At 57.8% G+C, this 17,896-nt stretch carries 17 protein-coding genes and 3 pseudogenes; 13 read left to right on the top strand and 7 right to left on the bottom strand.

The window, feature by feature from the left end:
• Position 1: 1 nt before the first annotated feature.
• A complete protein-coding gene (locus P3T21_RS35835; protein WP_429260603.1) occupies positions 2–553 on the top strand; it encodes a hypothetical protein in 552 nt (183 codons plus the stop codon).
• Positions 554–674: 121 nt separating this feature from the next.
• Here P3T21_RS35835 and P3T21_RS35830 read toward each other — a convergent pair whose 3' ends face one another.
• Positions 675–2,084: a replication initiation protein gene (locus tag P3T21_RS35830; protein WP_429260602.1), complete on the bottom strand. Its 1,410-nt coding sequence runs from the start codon at positions 2,082–2,084 to the stop codon at positions 675–677.
• A gap of 1,022 nt (positions 2,085–3,106) precedes the next feature.
• On the opposite strand from P3T21_RS35830, the gene P3T21_RS35825 reads away from it, so the two are divergent.
• On the top strand, positions 3,107–4,318 hold the full coding sequence (locus P3T21_RS35825) for a ParA family protein (RefSeq protein ID WP_429260601.1): 1,212 nt from the start codon (positions 3,107–3,109) through the stop codon (positions 4,316–4,318).
• A complete protein-coding gene (locus tag P3T21_RS35820) occupies positions 4,315–5,283 on the top strand; it encodes a ParB/RepB/Spo0J family partition protein (RefSeq protein ID WP_429260600.1) in 969 nt (322 codons plus the stop codon). Before P3T21_RS35825 ends, P3T21_RS35820 begins: the two co-directional genes overlap by 4 nt.
• A gap of 2,426 nt (positions 5,284–7,709) precedes the next feature.
• Here the strand turns inward: P3T21_RS35820 and P3T21_RS35815 are convergent.
• Entirely contained in the window at positions 7,710–7,925 is a 216-nt protein-coding gene (locus P3T21_RS35815) for a hypothetical protein (RefSeq protein ID WP_429260599.1), read from the bottom strand.
• A gap of 561 nt (positions 7,926–8,486) precedes the next feature.
• Here P3T21_RS35815 and P3T21_RS35810 point away from each other — a divergent pair.
• From P3T21_RS35810 to P3T21_RS35780, 7 genes and pseudogenes are all read left to right on the top strand, one after another.
• Positions 8,487–8,777, top strand: a complete 291-nt coding sequence (locus P3T21_RS35810; protein WP_429260598.1) for a hypothetical protein — start codon at positions 8,487–8,489, stop codon at positions 8,775–8,777.
• 184 nt (positions 8,778–8,961) lie between these two features.
• Positions 8,962–9,240, top strand: coding sequence for an HU family DNA-binding protein (locus P3T21_RS35805; RefSeq protein WP_429260597.1), 279 nt, complete (start codon positions 8,962–8,964; stop codon positions 9,238–9,240).
• 49 nt (positions 9,241–9,289) lie between these two features.
• On the top strand, positions 9,290–10,324 hold the full coding sequence (locus P3T21_RS35800; RefSeq protein ID WP_429260596.1) for a PDDEXK nuclease domain-containing protein: 1,035 nt from the start codon (positions 9,290–9,292) through the stop codon (positions 10,322–10,324).
• A gap of 749 nt (positions 10,325–11,073) precedes the next feature.
• Positions 11,074–11,376, top strand: coding sequence for an HU family DNA-binding protein (locus tag P3T21_RS35795; RefSeq protein ID WP_429260623.1), 303 nt, complete (start codon positions 11,074–11,076; stop codon positions 11,374–11,376).
• A 202-nt stretch (positions 11,377–11,578) separates the two neighbouring features.
• On the top strand, positions 11,579–11,785 hold the full coding sequence (locus P3T21_RS35790) for a hypothetical protein (RefSeq protein ID WP_429260595.1): 207 nt from the start codon (positions 11,579–11,581) through the stop codon (positions 11,783–11,785).
• A 181-nt stretch (positions 11,786–11,966) separates the two neighbouring features.
• The gene (locus tag P3T21_RS35785; protein WP_429260594.1) at positions 11,967–12,407 is read left to right on the top strand and encodes an SET domain-containing protein; all 441 of its coding nucleotides are present in this window, start codon (positions 11,967–11,969) and stop codon (positions 12,405–12,407) included.
• 241 nt (positions 12,408–12,648) lie between these two features.
• Positions 12,649–12,810, top strand: a pseudogene (locus P3T21_RS35780) (HU family DNA-binding protein); the annotation flags it as partial.
• Positions 12,811–12,878: 68 nt separating this feature from the next.
• Here P3T21_RS35780 and P3T21_RS35775 read toward each other — a convergent pair.
• The 3 genes from P3T21_RS35775 to P3T21_RS35765 all read right to left on the bottom strand — a co-directional run bounded on the left by P3T21_RS35775 (position 12,879) and on the right by P3T21_RS35765 (position 13,977).
• The gene (locus P3T21_RS35775) at positions 12,879–13,328 is read right to left on the bottom strand and encodes a hypothetical protein (protein ID WP_429260593.1); all 450 of its coding nucleotides are present in this window, start codon (positions 13,326–13,328) and stop codon (positions 12,879–12,881) included.
• 155 nt (positions 13,329–13,483) lie between these two features.
• Positions 13,484–13,690 carry a hypothetical protein gene (locus P3T21_RS35770; RefSeq protein ID WP_429260592.1) on the bottom strand — a complete coding sequence of 69 codons (207 nt, stop codon included), beginning with the start codon at positions 13,688–13,690 and terminating at the stop codon, positions 13,484–13,486.
• Between the two features lie 38 nt (positions 13,691–13,728).
• Complete coding sequence (locus P3T21_RS35765; RefSeq protein ID WP_172168025.1) at positions 13,729–13,977, bottom strand: hypothetical protein; 249 nt, start codon at positions 13,975–13,977, stop codon at positions 13,729–13,731.
• Positions 13,978–14,404: 427 nt separating this feature from the next.
• Between P3T21_RS35765 and P3T21_RS35760 the strand changes: the two genes are divergently transcribed.
• Entirely contained in the window at positions 14,405–15,064 is a 660-nt protein-coding gene (locus tag P3T21_RS35760; RefSeq protein WP_429260591.1) for a TetR/AcrR family transcriptional regulator, read from the top strand.
• Positions 15,065–15,188: 124 nt separating this feature from the next.
• Entirely contained in the window at positions 15,189–15,416 is a 228-nt protein-coding gene (locus tag P3T21_RS35755) for an HU family DNA-binding protein (protein ID WP_429260622.1), read from the top strand.
• 426 nt (positions 15,417–15,842) lie between these two features.
• Here P3T21_RS35755 and P3T21_RS35750 read toward each other — a convergent pair.
• Positions 15,843–16,277 (bottom strand): annotated as a pseudogene (locus P3T21_RS35750) (3-hydroxyacyl-CoA dehydrogenase family protein); the annotation flags it as partial.
• A gap of 26 nt (positions 16,278–16,303) precedes the next feature.
• On the opposite strand from P3T21_RS35750, the pseudogene P3T21_RS35745 reads away from it, so the two are divergent.
• A pseudogene (locus P3T21_RS35745) lies at positions 16,304–17,134 on the top strand (porin); the annotation flags it as partial.
• Between the two features lie 653 nt (positions 17,135–17,787).
• Here the strand turns inward: P3T21_RS35745 and P3T21_RS35740 are convergent.
• A partial coding sequence (locus tag P3T21_RS35740; RefSeq protein WP_429260621.1) for a DUF6429 family protein occupies positions 17,788–17,896 on the bottom strand: 109 nt, incomplete at its 5' end.

Here is a 17,896-nt window from a genome sequence, read left to right as displayed (position 1 = left end):
CATGAAAGAAGCCATTTCCGAAAAGATCGAGGAGCGCCGCGAGCGCGCGACAGAACTCCATCTCAGTATGCAAAGTGAAAATGCTCCGCTCGTCGCGCGTGGCCGTTTCTATCTCGCTTTGTTGCAAGCGAAGATCTGGGACTCGCAGTCGGATCTCTCAGCAAGCCTCAACGTTTCGAAAGGACACGTTTCGAAATGCATAAAAGCGGCACGCCTTCCTGATGTTGTTCTGAAGGCGTTTGGTGATGACCGACGCGTGTCCTTTCGTACCGTCGACCTTATTGAGCAAATCGGATTCCAGATTGGGGAAGTTCGCATGCGAGAAAACGCGACGATGCTGGGCAAGCGACGCGATTTGAGCATTCGCGACGTCCTCGGTGCGTTGGCTTCCGGCTCAGTTCCGGAGGACGCGGTAGCGGTTCGCCTGTCGATTCGCAGAGGCGAGGACCACATCCGGCTTTACTCTCCGCAGATCAGGCGTTTGAGTAAGATGCTCCCACGCCTAGAGGAACATATTAATGTGGCGTTGAGGTTAATGAGCTTTAAGGTTTAGTGCTTCGGCGAGTCCGAGTCGCCACGATGGCGCGGGCACCAACGACACGTAAGAGTCGCCAATGTTCAGTGCGTGAAAACACCCGAGCACGACGCATGAATCGGTCGGCCCGAGGGGACTCTCACGTTGAAACGAGAGACGACTTGACTCGGCCAAACACGAACTGCCCCAAGTACCAGACCAGTTCTGTATTCGCCAGGATGTCTTCTTCCGCGACGGCTGTGGCTTCGAGCTTCATACGACGCAGCATGAGCTTTCCCTCCCTCGACGCAACCCATGCGCGGACCAGTTCTTTGCGGGTCTTGGCGTCAGCCGCGTCGAAGTGTTCCCGGCCCTTACGCGACTCCTCGTTCATGCGTGCACGTGCCTCTTCATCGCGCGAGGCAATACTGCGCGCGACCGAACTCTGGGTTTCCGTTTTTGCGGCCACAGCTTCCGTTTCTTCGGTAAGCAGCTTGGTCTGAACCTCGACCATCTTCCGCTCGGCTTCCGACATTCTCCAGTTGTCGCGCAGGGCTCCCATCAAATAGCCAGCGGGACTCTTCTTTACCTTCCCATCATTGAGCTTGTAGCGCGTGTATTCGACAGCCTGCTGGATTCGCTCGTCGGTCCAGACTTCGCGGTTCTCGGAAATCTCACTGAACTGCTTGGTCGACAGGTTGAATTCTTCCTTGAGAATCTTGTAAAGGTGGCTGGCGTCGGCCAAGCTGGCCAAGGCAGCATCGGCGGTATCCTTGCGCTTGAGCAGAAATCTTATGCGGTCGATTTTTTTCGAGGTGCTGGACTCGGTCCGGGTCTCATAGGACAGCTCTATGTCCGATACCTCATTGATTTCGCGCACGGCCGGTTCAAGCCAGTCGCGCTTGAAATATTTGAAGATGGCCGCGTTGGCTCCCATTCTTCCGGGCCAGTTTCGCATGTCTTCAAGCCGTATCCATTCCGTTCGGCCATCTGGGACGCTCGGTAGAACCTGGTCATAAATCGCGCGCGCCAGACTGCGCGTAAATGCCGTCGAGATGCGCAGGCTCAGCCAGTGGGATTTCTTTGGGTCACGGATGTGCGGGACCAAGCGAGGATGCACGTCGAATCGAATGCGCCCTCTGTGGAAGCCCACCATCCCCATGAGCTGGACTGAGACCCACAGGTCGTCTTCATTGGGCTCCCGCTCGAGCGGTGTGTCTGTCACCTGGATTTTCGCATCCTGAGCTTCCCCTGCGATAGTACGCAAGTGCTTGAGATTGCGGCTGTCGTAGCGCATCAGCCACTTGAAGTAGTTCAATTCGACGTCGTACTGATCCCGCGCTTCCTGCTCTTGTGCGACGATGAAATACGCGGCATCTAGGAATCGCCGCGCGGGCAGCCCCATGTTGACGATTTGGGTGAAGAAATTGTTGCGCTGGTAGCCGATTTCACGATTGGCTTCCGTGATAGGCATGCCAAGGTCGAACATGTCCTCGAATAGCGCCAGCGCCATCTGACGAGAAGTCACTCGAGACTTGCCTTCGACTGGGTTGTCTTCCGCCGCCGCCATGCGCTCATCCGTTTTTCATTTTCGCTGTCGGGAATGTAGCATGCGTTGGTGAGCTGTCAACACACACAACCTCACCATCAGCAGACTGTAGAGAAGGTTTCCGATATGGTTATCCCGCGGGGCACAATGGACCTCACCTACGCACAATCAATCTCACCACGGCGAATCTACTTCTCCCGTCAAACGCTTATCACGTGTGGCTCACCGTGGTCTGCGCCCCGCTCAGCACAGACAACCTCACCTTTCCGCCTGGCGACTCAACGCGCACATTTGACCTCACCTTGGTGTTGAACAGGCCTCACCTTCGCCCACAAGGAATCTCACCTTTCAACACAACAAACCTCACCTCCGACACAACGTACCTCACTTTTCGTTCGTTAAGTCATTGAACATAAAGAACAGTACGATTTCCTGTTGGTGGGTTGGCTGGTTTTTAGATCTAAAAAAAACAAACCAACAGCTGATCAGAATCAATTCTTTGAGGTTTCCTTGAAGGTGAGGTCCGTTGTGCAAAAACGGACAGAACCACGCATGGTGAGGTCCATTGTGCTGCTCGCATATGGAGTTAATAGTGCGCTGCAGCAGCTTGGATCCTCGCGCAGGTCATTTTCCGCGGAAACATGGTTTCGGGGTTCGACAATCGCTAAATGAAGGTGAGGTTCATTGTGCAAATCCACTGAAGCTGAATTGCGTCGCGTGTTGACGGCACAACACACCTCACCATTTGCTTAATTTTTGTGCATTTGCACTCGGAGCCGGTATCGCCACTCGGAAAACAGCACAAGTGACCTCACCTTGACCGGCGTGCAATGGGGCTCGAGCTTTCAGATATGTAGAATTGGGGCAGTTCCGGAGGGGCGAAGGCTAAGTTTTCCTGTCTGGCGTTGCGCTTGATACCCGAGAAAATGTGGGGAGCGGCAGTTTTCGCAAAAAACTCTCTATAGTAAACAGCAATTTATAGAGCACTTTTCAAGTGTTTCATGTATTCTGAGGTTCATCAGAAATTATGGAAAAACCTCAGAATGGTGAAAACTAGCCAACTTCCTGCCGTAGACCGAACCGTTCCACTAGAGCAAATTAGCCAGTTCGCTGAAAAGGTCTCGATTTTTACGGATGAGCTGCGCGAGACCATTCTTGCACCTCGGCCGCGAAAAGCGGCTCCTGTTTTTAAAACAGGGGAGATTGCCGAGATGTGCAACATCTCTCACCCTCAGGTCCAGTACCTCGCTACCAAGGGTGATGGTGAATTGCCGCCGGGCACTGCAGCGGGTACTGGCCGAACTCGTATCTTCACGTTGGAAGAAGCGCGCATCTGGGTCCAGAAAGTCTCTGATATTTATCAGACGCCACTCGTTACGGGAACACGCGAGCCGGATGGAAAACTTATCATAACGGCTCAGCTTAAAGGGGGCTCCGCGAAGACCACCACGACAATGTGCCTCGCACAAGGGCTGACATTGCGAGGCCGCAAAGTGCTAGTGGTCGACCTCGATCCGCAGGCGTCGCTTTCTGAACTGTGTGGCCTGTACGCGGAAAAGGATGTGACGCCGGACGACACCGTCCTGCCGTACATCTATGACCAGGACGTCGAAGGGGGGCTCGAGTCGCGGGTCCAGTCGACGTACTGGGATGGACTTGACGTGATTCCGGCCCATACGGAATTGATTGGCGCAGAGTTCCATCTTCCCGCTATGCAAAAGATGAGGCCAGGCTTCCGTTTCTGGACGGTGCTTCGGCAAGGTCTCGAGCCGCTTCGCAAGCGCTACGACTACATCCTGATGGACACGTCGCCTTCGCTCTCATACCTCAACCTGAACGCACTGCTGGCGGCAGACGCCATGGTCATGCCGATGGTTCCAGAGAACCTGGACTTCATCAGCTCGCTGTCGTTCTGGCGGCTGTTTTCGGATGTCTCCAAGAGCTTCATCAAGTATGAGCAGGACAAGAAATACGACTTTATCTCACTGATGCTTTCGAAGGTCGATTATGGACGCACATCTTCTGCACCCATTGTGCGGGCATGGGCACAGAGCGCCTACGAGAGTTGGCTGCATTCGATCGAAGTGCCGGCCAGTTCCGTGATGAGTACAGGGGCGCTCGCGTTCTCGACTGTATTCGATGTCAGCAGTACACATAGCGCGGCCAAATCATTGCAACGGGTGCGACAACCCATTGTCGATTACTGCCGGTGGGTGGACGAAATCTATGCAGAAAAATGGAGGAACGCGCAATGAGCAATATGCGTGAACAACTGCTGGCAAAAACGGCGGGCATCAGGGCGACATCTTCTATCAAAGAAGAAGAAGTCAAGCGAAGCAACCGTACACAGACTGCGCCCGGCCTAGCCGGTGCACTGGCTGTAGCGCAACTCCGCGTGCAAGAGTTGGAATCCACCGGCGCTGCGTCGCAATTGTCTGTGTCCGGCATCGTGCCGAACCCTTGGCAGCCGAGAAGGATTTTCAACGAGGCGAAGCTGTCGGAGTTGGCCGAGTCCATTCGAGAGGTCGGGCTGATGCAGCCCATTGTCGTTCGCCGATCGGAGGAAAGTTATCAGATTGTTGCGGGCGAGCGACGGTGGCGGGCGCACAAGATGGTGGGCCTCGACACTATCAATGCTGTGGTCGTGGAGTGTTCCGACGAAGAGATGGCTGTACTCGCCTTGGTCGAAAATATCAGTCGCGACGACTTGTCGGACTATGAAGTCGCCTTGTCTATCAGGCAGACCGAAAAGGAGTTTCCGGGCCGCAAACGGATGGCTGAGGCGCTCGGCATGTCCAGAACAGGTCTGTACCAGTTCCTTTCATTCGAAAAGCTGCCAGACTTCGTCCAGAAAGACCTCGACCTACAGCCGCGCCTTCTTGGTGGGAACGCAGCAGACGCAATCGTTGGGGCCATCCGCAAACATGGTGAGGCTGGACTCGAAGCAGCGAAGGAGATTTGGCCGCTTGTCGTGGCCGGCAAGATGGATCAAGGCAAGGTAGCTTCAGCGATTAAAGCGTTGGCGACCCGTCGGGTGACGACGAACTCTGCAAGTGAGCGCAGCATCGACAAGTTTTTTTCCGGGAAGGAGCATGCGGGGTCGATCACGAAGGATATCAACAGCTTTACCGTGAAGATCAAGGCGGGCGTTCTCACTGAGGCCCAAGAGACCCAGATTCGGGAGCTTATGAGCCAGATGTTCCGTCCGCAGCCGAACTGAATTTCTTGCCCACCTACAACAGCCCGCCTTGAGCGGGCTTTTTTTTACCTCCACGATTGACGTGCGTTGTTCGCCTAAAGGCAGAGTAGATGTACATAGTATGGACACCGCTCCGGCACTCTCCGCCGAAACGGATTCGTCGTGGCGACGAACATTGTTGGCGCGTGCCGCGTGTCCATACTATGTACACGGAAGGTAGGACACCGCTACCTCTGCCGCATTGCGTCGCCACGGAATTCCCTCGCTAACGTATGCAAGCCTCGATAGGCGGCAATGGACGTTCAGCCCTAGATTCGGCTTGCAGTTGGCATATCCAGCGCTAGCGAGCCAAATTCGATCGGTAGTGCCGGTCAATACTCGCCAATAGAACGAACACGCGGCGCATTAGCCTGAACTTGGCGAATTCATTGTCCTCTCCCTTGGCGAGAATCTCATCCTGCGCGTTACCTTGCGTCCATATTATGTACACGAGCGGCCCGCGGCAGGCGGAAGTATGAGACACAACATCATCCGCAGCGTCTCCGCGGTGCGCGGAAACGTCGCTCCTATCGGCAGCCGTCCCGGTGCTTTCGAACGACTTCTCGTTGCGGGCTGGGCGTCGCGACGGTTCATATGCTGTATTTGTGCCGGGCCTCGGTCGGGTCGCGATATTCATGGGTATGTCGCATCAACACGAGGAGACGTCCCGCTAAGTTGCGAGCCGATTGCTATCACCTCGATGCGAACGCCGGGAAATGGAACGAGAAAGCAAAGGCTGATCGAGCGCCCCCCTCGTGATCACGAATATATCCATTCCTGTAGCGACAAACTATGCGGGCTGCTGCGTCACCCTTTCCAAATGACCCCCCCAAATAAGGGGGTGGTGCGGTCATTATCTAGCGCCATTCGTCGGTAACTTACAACCAGAATGGGCTGAGCGGAGTGTCATTGACCATTCTCGGTTTGTCGAATGTCGCGAGCCGCTCGGCGGACCTGCTATTGACGGTTACGAATACCCTGAGGACCAAACGAAGTTATGGCGCCCCAACCTTTGGGCATCACGGCCTATGACGAAGCAGTGGGCCCATGCGAACCCACGACTTGCTCCGGTTCGCCACCCGGGTCAATTGTGTCCCGTCGCTGGACGATGCCTAATCCTTCGCGCATGTCGATCTAACTGACGACATCTCCAATCCGGAGCCGCGGAGCGCGTTCGCAACCACTCTAATCGAGCGGTCCCTGCGGGTGGGCGTATGCGGGGCATAATTTCCGCGTGGCAACTGGCGATCGAGTGAGCTTCCATCTAGTCGTCTGCGTCATCCACAAGTGCTTTGGTATCGAAATATTTTGCCGCAGCGCTCATCGTGCGTCGCTGTCCCGCCTGCACGTCGATGATCGTGGTCTGCTCGATCGATGATCCGTAATGCGCTGGATGATGTCGGCGGGCACGCCCTCAGCGGCTGCCTGTGTACCAAACCCGTGCCACGAATGCATGGGGCGAGGTCGCCGGCAGCTAGTCCATCTCTGCTCTCGACGAGGCGCGAATGTCCGCACGCAGTCGCCTCATGGCCCGTACGACCAAATCTTTCAGCGAATCGCGTGCCTACGACAGGTCAGACTCTGCCTTGTGTTATTCCGCTGTCCGTAGCACGGGGAGAAGGAAATTCAGCTTTACGAGCGATCCCAAAGGCTCGCTCTAAATGTTTCTCTTGCGATCGCGTCAGTGCTCGCGCAGCGCGTCGACGCTCGTCGGGTTAACTGGGACGGTCTGCCCGGTCTTGTGCTTACCGACCACAGACAGATCCCAGCCTGGGGGCGGCACAACTGTAAGGCGATCCGCGTACGCGAGCCCGGTCGGCAATCGTGATTTCCTCCCTGCGCAGCCCCGAGTCACCACTCATAAGAAGCGCAGAGAGGATCGTGGGCCGAGATGTAGCGGGATCGATCACCTACTGAGCATCGATGCAAGATCGAACTCGGCGCCACAGCAAAGCCGGGTGAGCTGATCGATCTGCCCAATCAACAGGACGGCTGTCGGTGATGATCGGTGCATCGGATCGGCCCCGCGCGGCCGCACGCAACGGCCTTGTATCGATTCGCGACTACCTGCTCCGGTTTCGGGAGGAAAAGAAGAGGCTTCCGTCGTACACAAAGGAACTAGAGCGCTTCCTGTTATGGGCCGTTTGCGCGGAGAGACGCCGTTCAGTTCATGACTGGTCGAGGACTGCGAGGCGTACAAGGACTTTCTGGCAGCGCCATCGCTTGCTTTCGTCGGCCCGCGCGCGCCCCGTGACTCGCACCGCTGGAGGCCCTTTGCATCCACAATCCTGTCGTCCGAATCCCCGAAGTACGCGGTCGGGGCACTCCAGTCGACTTTCGTCTCACTTGTCGACATACGCTATCTCGCGGATACCCGGGGTGGAAGGGTGGCAAGGATCCGGCGACCGTCAAGCGTGAGACCGGTTAGGTGATCGATTGTGCGCTGTCAGCGTCGAGGTTTCTTCGGCCTTCCGTCGACGTGCTACTAGTGGCCGAAACCACGTGCCGATGCCGTAATCGGCTGCAGGCACGGCATCGGGCACCTTCGAGGCATCTTCGACCATCGCCAGTGAGATGTCGGCGACCGCAAGCGAGCCATACTCGATTGCCAGTTTAGCCGGCATGACGTGCAGCTACCGATCGATATCCTACGACGTCGCGGAGTGCGGATCGCCGTCGTAATCGAAATGCGTACGTCCGCAGCATGGTCGTGGCTTGAAGAGCGTAACAGCACGTCGCCTTCGACCGCCCGTGCTCCCGCACGGTGACGGCGCGTTTTGTTATGACCCTTATTAATGGAAACGAAAAACCGACCTTCAGAAATGAAAATTCACGGCAGGGGACGCATCACATCTCACGTGTCGTGAACACGCGCCACGAAGAACTTCCGTGAAACATATACGATCAACCGTGGAAATCTAAAAAGCTATTCCAGACAAGGTGATACGTCACTTTATTGCAGCTTTTCATCAAATGTTTCACGGTAAAACGCGTTTTGGGCTGCAAAACTCACTTAAAACAGACAAAGCTCATGAGCACGGTCTCGCAGACGGGGCAGCGTAACGAACGCTACGTATTTTGTAGTTTTTGAGTGTGCGTGCGAAATTCCACTTTCCGATACCTGCCCGAGACGTTTCGTCGCGCGATCTTAAACCGCAACGTGAAGATGCGGTACGCATACAGTTTTGGAGGACCACGCCGAGGCGGGCGGGCTCGATCAGGAAATCGGCGTCGCCACGGCGCAAGGGGAGCGCATCGAAGGAGCCGGCGGAATGAAGAAGTTGCGCAGACGACGCCGATCACCCGCCAGTCCCCCCATCGGCGCGCTCATGCGCTACGGCGAGCGGATCGTCCGGGTCGTGGCTGAGGCACGCGGCCAGCGGGCGGTGATTGAATCGAATGGCGAGGATGGTCGCGTATTCCGCAGCAACGTGAAATGGGCAAGTCTTGAGCATCTGGGCGGGCAGCTATTTTGAACAGCGCCCTGCCGTTGCGGGAGGGAGCCTTGGTCTCCGCGTTGCGGAGAGATTCTGCGGAATGCTTCTATGGGAGCCGTCATTCCGTTCTTCCATTCCGTTTGCTGGAATGCGGCTCCTCCGGTACCGTTGTTGTCTTCCCTGCCTGGGCGGCGCAATCGCAGTAACTCTTACTTAGGAAATCATGAACAAACAGGAACTCGTCGATGCGGCAGATGCGTCGACCGGAAACAGCAAGGCATCCATCGCCGACGCGATCGACGCGATTGTTCGCGCCGTGACGAGCGCGGTAGCCGACGATGAAGCTGTGCAACTGGTCGGATTCGGCACGTTTTCGGCTGGAGCACGGGCTGCACGGGTAGGTCGTAATCCCGCCACAGGCGAGGAAATGCAGATCGCTGCGGCAAGGACCGTCAAGTTCGCGGCCGGTAAGGCATTCAAGGATGCGGTGAACGCAGCATGAACGGCTCGCCGGCAGGATTTTTCCGGACACCGACCCAGGTTCAGGCAGCATGAGCGGACTCACGCCCGTACCACTGCTGAACGAAGTCCGGCACCTGATCGACTCGGCGAGGGAGCGTGCGGCGGCTGCCGTGAATGCCGAGTTGACGCTGCTGTACTGGCGGGTGGGGCGCTGCATTCACGCGGAGGTGTTGCGCGGCACGCGTGCGGAGTACGGACAGCAGGTGGTCGCGTCTTTGGCCCGCCAACTCACGGTCGAGTACGGGCGTGGCTGGAGTGAGAAGCAGTTGCGGCATTGTCTCCGCGCTGCGGAGATTTTCCCGGACGAGACAATTCTCTCCGCAGTGCGGAGAGAATTGAGCTGGACGCATCTGAAGACGCTCCTCTACATCGACGATCCTCTCAAGCGCGACTTTTACCTCGAACTGTGCCGCCTTGAGCGCTGGTCGTCGCGGCAACTGCAGGAGCGCATCAGTTCGATGCTGTTCGAGCGCAGCACGATTTCGCGGAAGGCCGAGGAGACGGTCCGGCATGACCTCGCTCAGCTGCGGCATGAGCAGCGTGTGTCGCCTGATGTGCTGTTGAAGGATCCGTATGTGCTGGATTTTCTCGGACTGAATGACCGATATCTCGAAAAGGACCTCGAGGACGCCATCCTGCGTGAGATGGAGCAGTTCCTCCTCGAACTCGGCGCCGGCTTTACCTTCGTGGCCCGCCAGAAGCGCCTGCAAATCGATAACGACGACTTCTACATCGATCTGCTGTTTTACAACCGCAAGCTCAAGCGGCTCGTGGCGATCGAGCTGAAACTCGGAGCCTTCAAGGCAGAATACAAAAGCCAAATGGAGCTGTATTTGCGTTGGCTCGCGAAACACGAGCAGGAACCGGATGAACTGCCGCCACTAGGCATCATCCTGTGTGCAGGCAAGAAACAGGAGCAGATCGAACTGCTCGAACTGGACAAGAGCGGCATTCACGTCGCCGAATATCTGACCGTGCTGCCGCCGCGTGAGACCTTGCAGGCCAAGCTTCACCAGTCGATCGAGGCAGCGCGATTACGGTTGCAGGACAAACCTGAAACGTAAAGTAGCAGTGCTCAGTGGTCCGAGCTGGGCGCCAAGCCATTTACCGCTGCTACTTTTACTTCTGGAACGCTTCTAGGGGTCGCCTGTATTTCGATGCAGTTTACCGGGATAGCGGCCTCCAGCGCTGGCGCAGGTTTGCGAAACGGCCCTATTAAAACATCCCAATAAATCAGGCACTTCCTGTCTGGTCTTTTCCCCGTTGCTGGAACACCTGCGCCGAACCACCCCCGGGTACAGGCGTCGGGACGCTTCGTGCGCTTTGTTTGCCGGCGATAACGCAAAAAATGGTGTAGACGAAGGCCCGGTTAGTCAGAGCTATCGTACCCTTCGTTTGTGGACACTGGCCCTCATTTCAGGACAATGGGTTGCCGGATGACGCTTGGCGTAGCGTCGCGGCACGCGATCGGCGATCAGCGGACGCGAGGCCGGATTCACGGGACGTGAGCGGAGCGCGGGGGAGGCTGGCACAAGCAGCAGAAGGCATCGGGCAGACCGAGGCGTGGTCGATGGTCGCGACCGACCGATCCTCGGGGAACGCCGGGCCTCAGGCGCAGAAATCTGTCCGTTGACCTTTCGTGGTCAGCGCTCCTGAGCTGGAATGTGCCATTTCATCCGGCGGCTCAACAGGCGCGCGCCGAGACGACAGGAGAAGACGGGCCGCGATCGGTGTGGACCGGGAGTGTGAAACCCGTGCAGTTGCGTGCCGATTGCGCGCAGGCGCGCCGATCGGGTAGGGTGTCGGCATCATCATTCACTCAACGAGGAAACAATCAATGAACAAACAGGAACTGGTGGATGCAGTCGCTGCGAAGACCGGCGCAACCAAGGCGGCCGCCGCTGACGCGCTCGATGCGCTGATCGCCACCATCACGGCGGCTGTCAAGAAAGGCGACACCGTGCAGCTGATCGGCTTCGGCTCGTTTTCGACGGGCGCGCGCGCCGCGCGGGTCGGCCGCAACCCGGCCACCGGCGCCGAGATCCAGATCCCTGCGGCGAAGACCGTCAAGTTCACGGCGGGCAAGGCATTCAAGGATGCGGTGAACGGCGGCTGAGACCAGGCACAAGCCATCGGCCGGGTTCCTCCCGGCCGTACTCAGCCGGCCACGTCGCCCCTACCGTTGGGCGGCGACAGGGAGTGGACGTGATTGCGCATAGAGCCTGGAGCTGGGCAAGTCGGCCTGGTAGCATCGGTGGCGAGATGCCGCGATGTACCGCGGCCCCTGCGATTCGCTGCATAGCTATATAGATAGCCGTATGGAAAAGAAACGATCGCGGAGCAGGCGGGAGCCGCTGTGTCCACCGATCGGTGCGCTGTTGCGCTACCGCACGCGCATCGTGCGCGTGATTGCAGGAGCGCGTGGGCAGCGCGCGATGATCGAGTCACTGGATACGACGGGCAGGACCTTCGTCAGCACCGTCAAGTGGAACAGCCTGCGGGAGCTTGGCGCCCAACTTTTCTAGTTCGGCACTGCGTTCGTTCAGACGACTGGGCTCCGAACCTCAGGCTGATTGCGCCAAACTGAACTTCCAGTTGCAACGCAGTACGGTCGCCAAAACCTTGACGCGGATGACGCATCCACGTCAGTGTGGATGCGGATTTATGCCTCTTCTATACTGCGCACATGTCAATCGAGAGAACACCATGAGGCGTGTGATTGTCCGGCGATCATCAGTTCACGGCAGGGGCGTGTTCGCAATAAAACCGCTCGCGGCGGGCGAGCGCGTGCTGCAGTACAAAGGTCAAATCACGTCGTGGCGCAATGCGGTGCGCCGTCACCAGCGCGAAGGCGTCGAAGGCCATACGTTTCTTTTTGGGCTGTCGGATGGGTCCGTGATCGACGGGAGCCGCGGTGGCAACAGTGCACGCTGGCTGAACCACGCGTGCGCGCCCAACTGCGAGACCATTGAAGACGCTGGGCGCATCTTCATCCACACGCTCCGGCCGATCGAGCCCGGTGAAGAACTGTTTATCGAATATCTGCTGGCGACAGACGATCCTCTGGATGACGACGTTCGGGCGCAGTACGCATGCCGGTGCGCCGCGGCGGACTGTCGTCACTCGATGCTGGCGGACGCTGCGTGAACAGGGTGGCGGAGGAGGTAGTGGGCAGCCGCTATCCCGAAAAGCGCCGAGGGCTTGAAGCGGGAAGAATGATGGCTTTGGCCGGATCGGCGTGGATCTGGTTTTCCATCCCGATGTGCCGAAGCCACCGTTGCCAAGGGCCAATGCATCCGACCGTGCCCCTGGCGCAATCACGAGGAAACAGATGTCGCTGGATCCTGACGATTTGTGGTGACGTCGACGCCAGCGCGTATCGTCGACAGATACAGGGGAGCTGGTCGGGTTCGGCTCGTTTTCGACGGGCGCGCGTGCCGCGCGGGTCGGCCGCAACCCGGCGACCGGCGCCGAGATCCAGATCCCTGCCGCGAAGACGGTCAAGTTCACGGCGAGCAAGCCTTTCAAGGATGCAGTGAACGGCGCCTGAGATCTGGCACAAGTCGTCGGCCGGGTTCGTGCCGGCGGCACCTCTGCCGGACAGCGCCGCTGAGCGCGTCACGGTCCGCTGCAGAAAATGGCCGTTAATAGTAGGGGGGCTACTTGATGAATGACAGCGCCGCTGCCGGCCTGGCGCGCATGTGCTTCTACTGACTCGATGGGGCCGATCACTACCACACCATAGGCTGAGTCCGTAACAGGCTGACCATCTCCACGTTTGAACATTGCATCGTCGTGTTCATACCCGAGGACGGCGTAGACGCGAAAGCCAAATGCCGTCAGGTTGCTGCCGTGCGCCGGTCGAAATGCGTTGACCGAGTTCGCTTCGACGCGCATCGGCTTCGGATCGATGTACTGGTCCTTCAGGAGCGGGGCGATGAACGCGTGTGCGTTCGATCTACAGTCGAGTTGCGGATCGAGCGCGTAAGCGTAGGACGAAACCGGAGGGAGCCCCGCGGCGATAGCAATAAGCGCCGTCACCCAGGCGTGGATTGCCGAAACCTTCATCAGTCTCTCCATTCAATCGAGCTTACTCCGCAGTGTGAGCGAACTCGACCCGGCACCAACATGTTCTGCGCCCGCTCCAGTTTCATGGCCAGCGCTCAGATGCGCATTCCAGGTCAGCGTGAAGGTTTCCACGGTGGCGCTCCGGCACCATTTCTTCAGGATGACGAAGACTCCGCGCACAGGCTACCCCGACACTGAAACCCATCGGACTCCTCGTTATTCGCCAGTGCCGATTCCAACGCGTGAACAAAACGCTGAAACGCATCCAGCGTTCCATGGACGCTTCGGTACTCGGTGCGACCGATTCTGCCGTCAAGCACGATCAGCATTCCAGCATCCGCCGCCAATTCCAGGATGTTCATTCCGTTCTCCTGAGATCGCCCGACTATCGACCCGTCGCTCATGCCGCGAGCGGGTAAGCGCGCATCGCCGGCGTGCTCGCCTTTGCCGGGAACACATTCCACGAACCGTCATCGTGCCGAAAGAAAACAATGGTCAAACCTCCGTCCGGCCGCATCACGCCGATGCGCACGTAGCGCCTGCGATCCGATGGTGTGCGACTGAACTCCATCACGCGTACCGTCACCACCGCAGAGTGCCCAAACCACTTTGCGACCAGCGATCGCAAGCACATCTTGCCGGAACCCATCTCGCTCTCCTCTCACCGCGGCGCCACCATCGTGTCTCGCCAATTCGTGGCGGGAACATTGCAACGTCTTGTCGGTCACCTTACCGACAACTATAGGTTAGATAACCTATAAAGCAACCTCTTAATTTGGGCGGCAAGGGTAAACGATATCTACCCATAAATACATTGATTCGTTGGACATTTGGCGTGTCGATGTTTGGGAAAACCGGTTTCTCAACCTATACTTAAGTCAGGTTAGATAACCTATTAAGATGAGCGATTCCCGAAGCGACCGCGGCGCAGTCGCACCGCAGATTCGCCAACGCGATACCCGGAAAACGTAGAACCGCAACGATGATTTGTCGAACAGGGCGGTTGCGACCCCACGGGCCGCTGCCAGACGCGAACTTTGTGCCGAACAGCGAGACAGTCGGCGCCTCAGAACGGAGTGCACGTGAAAAAACTGACCCTCACTTCCGCAGCGATATTTGATCCACGAACCGCGACACTCGCGAGACGGCGCGGCAATCGGGAGAGCCGGGTGCCTGAGATCATCGATGTATCGATCAACGTGCTGATCGCGGCGGGTTACGCGGGGTACACGATCAACCGCGTGGCCAATGATGCGGGCATTCGCCTGAGCACGTTACAGCACTATTTTTCGACCCGTGAAGCGCTGTTGCGCGCCACGATCGAGGAGGTCGCTAAGCGGTACTTCGAACGCTTTCGAGGCTTTGCCGAAAACAGAAACCGCTCCCCGCAGGCGCGGCTCGAAGCGATCATCGACGACGCTTTCGCCGAGTTTGTCAAACCTGGGATGCCTGCAGCCATCTTCGAAAGTTGGGGGTTGGCGCTGCATGAACCGTTTGCGCGCGATGTCGTCGTAGAGATACAAAAACGGTTCGCGAGGCTCTTTGCGAATCTCGTTGGCGAACTCAATCCGGTACTGTCGATGGAAGAACGCGAATTGCGTGGCGCATTGATCCTGTCCAGTTGCCAGGGCCTGGTTATTTTCCTTCGCTGGAGTGAAGACAGCGCCTCGCAACTGCATGCCTTCCGCAAGGCTGTCAAGGTCGTATGGAGTGGCCTCGGCAAGGCTGAGGAATGAGCACGCGCTACCTGCTGCCATGAGTCTGTGGCGTCTCGCAGGTCATGGCTCACTCGCGTTCCGGTGTGGTTTTATCGGCCGCTTAATCGGCTGGTACAACATCCCGCAAGTACTTTTAATGGCTTTGAACAAGCAGGAACTGGTGGATGGGGTCGCTGCGGCGACGGGCGCAAACAAGGCCACAACGGGCGAGGCGATTGATGCGTTCATATGCGCGGTCATGACCGCCGTCAGGAAGGGCGACACGGTACAACTGATCGGCTGCAGGTCTTTCTCCACTGGCGCCCGCGCAGCGGGCGTCGGCCCCAATTCGGCAACCGGCGCAGAAGTCCAGATCGTCGCGGCGAAATAAGAAATGAAGCCTGAAGTTGAAGAACGCGATTGGACAATTCTCGCGACCACGTGGCATTTCGCGTGCGACGGCTTCACTGCGTCTCAGTGTGAGATGTCGCAAAGGAAGCTGACGTGGGGCCTCCGCTTGTCGTGTACTACTTCGAAACGAAGCTTGGGCTTTACAAGTCAGTATTCCAATGCCGCAAGGCGCTGTACGAGGAACGATTGGCCCAGCTCGAACAGATTGTGGACTTCGAGCAACCGGACGCTCAGCTCAAAATCACAACCGCCTCTTTGGCACCCATCGTAAAGAGCGACGCGACGCCAGAGGGCAGGGACTATGCGCAGCTCGCCACGCGGGCGGCGTCCGGTCCGCAGGAGGAAATCCGCGGCATCATCGAGGAGTCGCGGTGCCGCGCCCGCAGTGAGGTCGAACGCCGTTCAATCATTCGTACCGATACACCCCTCGGCCACTTTTCCGCCCGAGACGCCCGGCCGCGACCATTTCGCGCAGAAGCGGGCAGGCCCGATATTTCGAATCGCCGAAGTCCCTCAAGAACACATCTGTCACGGAAAGAAGTACATCCAATCCGATCAGGTCCGCCAGTGCGAGCGGCCCGATGGGGTGATAGGCCCCAAGGCGCATTCCCTCGTCGATTTCTTCGGCCGTGGCGACACCTTCAGCCAGCAGGAAGAACGCTTCGTTGATCATTGGCACGAGAATCCGGTTAACCACGAACCCGGGCGAGTTTTTGACGCCGATCGGCGACTTGTCGAGCCGTACTGTCAGTTCGCGAACGATTTTGGCGGTAGCAGCACTGGTCTGCAAGCCGCGAATGATTTCGACGAGCGGCAACAGTGGGACTGGATTGAAGAAATGAGGACTGTACGCAGGGTCTGGGCGTTCTGCAGAGCGACAACTATGGAACGCTGACGCTCGGCCGGCAGTACGACTCCGTGGTCGATGATCTCGGACCGATCGCATTGGCAAACAACGGGGACGGAAACAACCTGGCCGCGCATCCGTTCGATAACGACAACGTAGACGACTCGTTTTATATCAACAACTCGGTCAAGTACGTGAGCCCGACGTACCGAGGGCTGCAGGCCGAGGCGCTGTACGGCTTCAGCAAGGCGGCTGGCGGCTTTTCGAACAATCGCGCCTATAGCTTCGGCGTGACGTACAACAACGGTCCGATCAATCTGGCGGCTGCTTACCTCCAACTTAATAACCGTGCGTTTACCGGTACCGAGGCACTGTCGAACAACGACTTCGTAAACTTCCCCGCCGCGCGGCAGCGCGTGATGGGTGTTGGCGACAACTACACGATCGGACCGGCGATTCTCGGCTTGCTGTGGACGCATACCTTGTTCGACAATACGCAGCCCGGTGCGAACTCCGTGATCCTGCAGTCGTTCGACACCCTGCACTTCGATAACTACGAAGTCAACGTGCACTATACGGTGACCCCTTCGATCTCGCTCGCCGGCGCGTACACCTTCACTCAAGGCGCCTTTGCTAGTGCCACCGTTTCGGCGGACCCGAAGTGGCATCAAGTGACTCTGATGGCAGACTACTCGTTCAGCAAGCGCACTGATGTCTATGTCGAGGGTGTCTACCAACACGCGTACGGGGCTGCCGGCTCTGCGTTCGAGGGTGCGTTTATCAATGGCTTGTCGCAGGCTTCCACAGGCAATCAGGTTGCGGCGACTGTGGGCATTCGGACGCGCTTCTAACGGGCGCAACGTTTATTCAGGTTAGATACTCGACGCAACATCGGCACATCGTCCGGCCACCCGGGATCGATGTGCCGACGTATTGCCACAGCGCTTTCGGCCAACGCGGTTCAGCTGTTCACCTTCATTAGCGCAATGCCGGTCGGTCTCTGATTCCAGGTCCACGCGAAGCGCGCCTATCCTTCTTTTCCGCCCCCAGCTCTTCTGCGCATCACTCCGCGCGGTCCCAGCTAACAGTGTCTCGAGTCGCGGCTCTTGCACTCCACGCACAGACGGCAGCAGTCATTCAGTCCTGGTTCTTGCCCGGTGATCGCTCAACTTCCCGTCTAACTATGACTGCGCTGGTCGTTCGACTGCCGGGACGCACCTGAGCGCGGTGACCGTTGTACTCCAGAAGCCGCCGTCCATAAGCTAGCCGGCGAACGACCCAAAAGGGTCGAGGGTGTGTCAAAACTCAGGCTCACGCCTCTCGTTCAAAAAAGTCGGCTTTCGAGAAGGACCTACAACGGCGCGGCGGCGTATCGGGAGGGGTAAAGTGACCCCTCAAAACCTTTAACTTTTGTGTCTTGACACACCCTTATATGGACACCGCCCGGTTTGCCAAGTTGATCTTGATGTGATGCGCTAATGTCCTGAGTTAGAAGTTCGTTGAATCAATCTTCCGCTTTATCCGAAATGACGAAATGCTGATTAAAAAGCCGCTCGGACTCGCGCAACCCTTCTTCGGTAAAGATCACGGATTTCGTCTTGTTGACCGGATCA

Source organism: Paraburkholderia sp. GAS334 (genome assembly GCF_050436625.1).
Taxonomy (GTDB): Bacteria; Pseudomonadota; Gammaproteobacteria; order Burkholderiales; family Burkholderiaceae; genus Paraburkholderia.
This window is presented reverse-complemented; position numbering and strand designations above follow the sequence as displayed.

What these genes read in the sequence shown, in the direction of transcription:
- P3T21_RS35805 (WP_429260597.1), top strand. Translation starts at nt 8,962, where the DNA reads ATGAACAAACAGGAACTCGTCGATGCGGCAGATGCGTCGACCGGAAAC.
- P3T21_RS35775 (WP_429260593.1), bottom strand. Translation starts at nt 13,328, where the DNA reads ATGAAGGTTTCGGCAATCCACGCCTGGGTGACGGCGCTTATTGCTATC.
- P3T21_RS35835 (WP_429260603.1), top strand. Translation starts at nt 2, where the DNA reads ATGAAAGAAGCCATTTCCGAAAAGATCGAGGAGCGCCGCGAGCGCGCG.
- P3T21_RS35830 (WP_429260602.1), bottom strand. Translation starts at nt 2,084, where the DNA reads ATGGCGGCGGCGGAAGACAACCCAGTCGAAGGCAAGTCTCGAGTGACT.
- P3T21_RS35790 (WP_429260595.1), top strand. Translation starts at nt 11,579, where the DNA reads ATGGAAAAGAAACGATCGCGGAGCAGGCGGGAGCCGCTGTGTCCACCG.
- P3T21_RS35800 (WP_429260596.1), top strand. Translation starts at nt 9,290, where the DNA reads ATGAGCGGACTCACGCCCGTACCACTGCTGAACGAAGTCCGGCACCTG.
- P3T21_RS35785 (WP_429260594.1), top strand. Translation starts at nt 11,967, where the DNA reads ATGAGGCGTGTGATTGTCCGGCGATCATCAGTTCACGGCAGGGGCGTG.
- P3T21_RS35815 (WP_429260599.1), bottom strand. Translation starts at nt 7,925, where the DNA reads ATGCCGGCTAAACTGGCAATCGAGTATGGCTCGCTTGCGGTCGCCGAC.
- P3T21_RS35765 (WP_172168025.1), bottom strand. Translation starts at nt 13,977, where the DNA reads ATGGGTTCCGGCAAGATGTGCTTGCGATCGCTGGTCGCAAAGTGGTTT.
- P3T21_RS35820 (WP_429260600.1), top strand. Translation starts at nt 4,315, where the DNA reads ATGAGCAATATGCGTGAACAACTGCTGGCAAAAACGGCGGGCATCAGG.
- P3T21_RS35770 (WP_429260592.1), bottom strand. Translation starts at nt 13,690, where the DNA reads ATGAACATCCTGGAATTGGCGGCGGATGCTGGAATGCTGATCGTGCTT.
- P3T21_RS35825 (WP_429260601.1), top strand. Translation starts at nt 3,107, where the DNA reads ATGGTGAAAACTAGCCAACTTCCTGCCGTAGACCGAACCGTTCCACTA.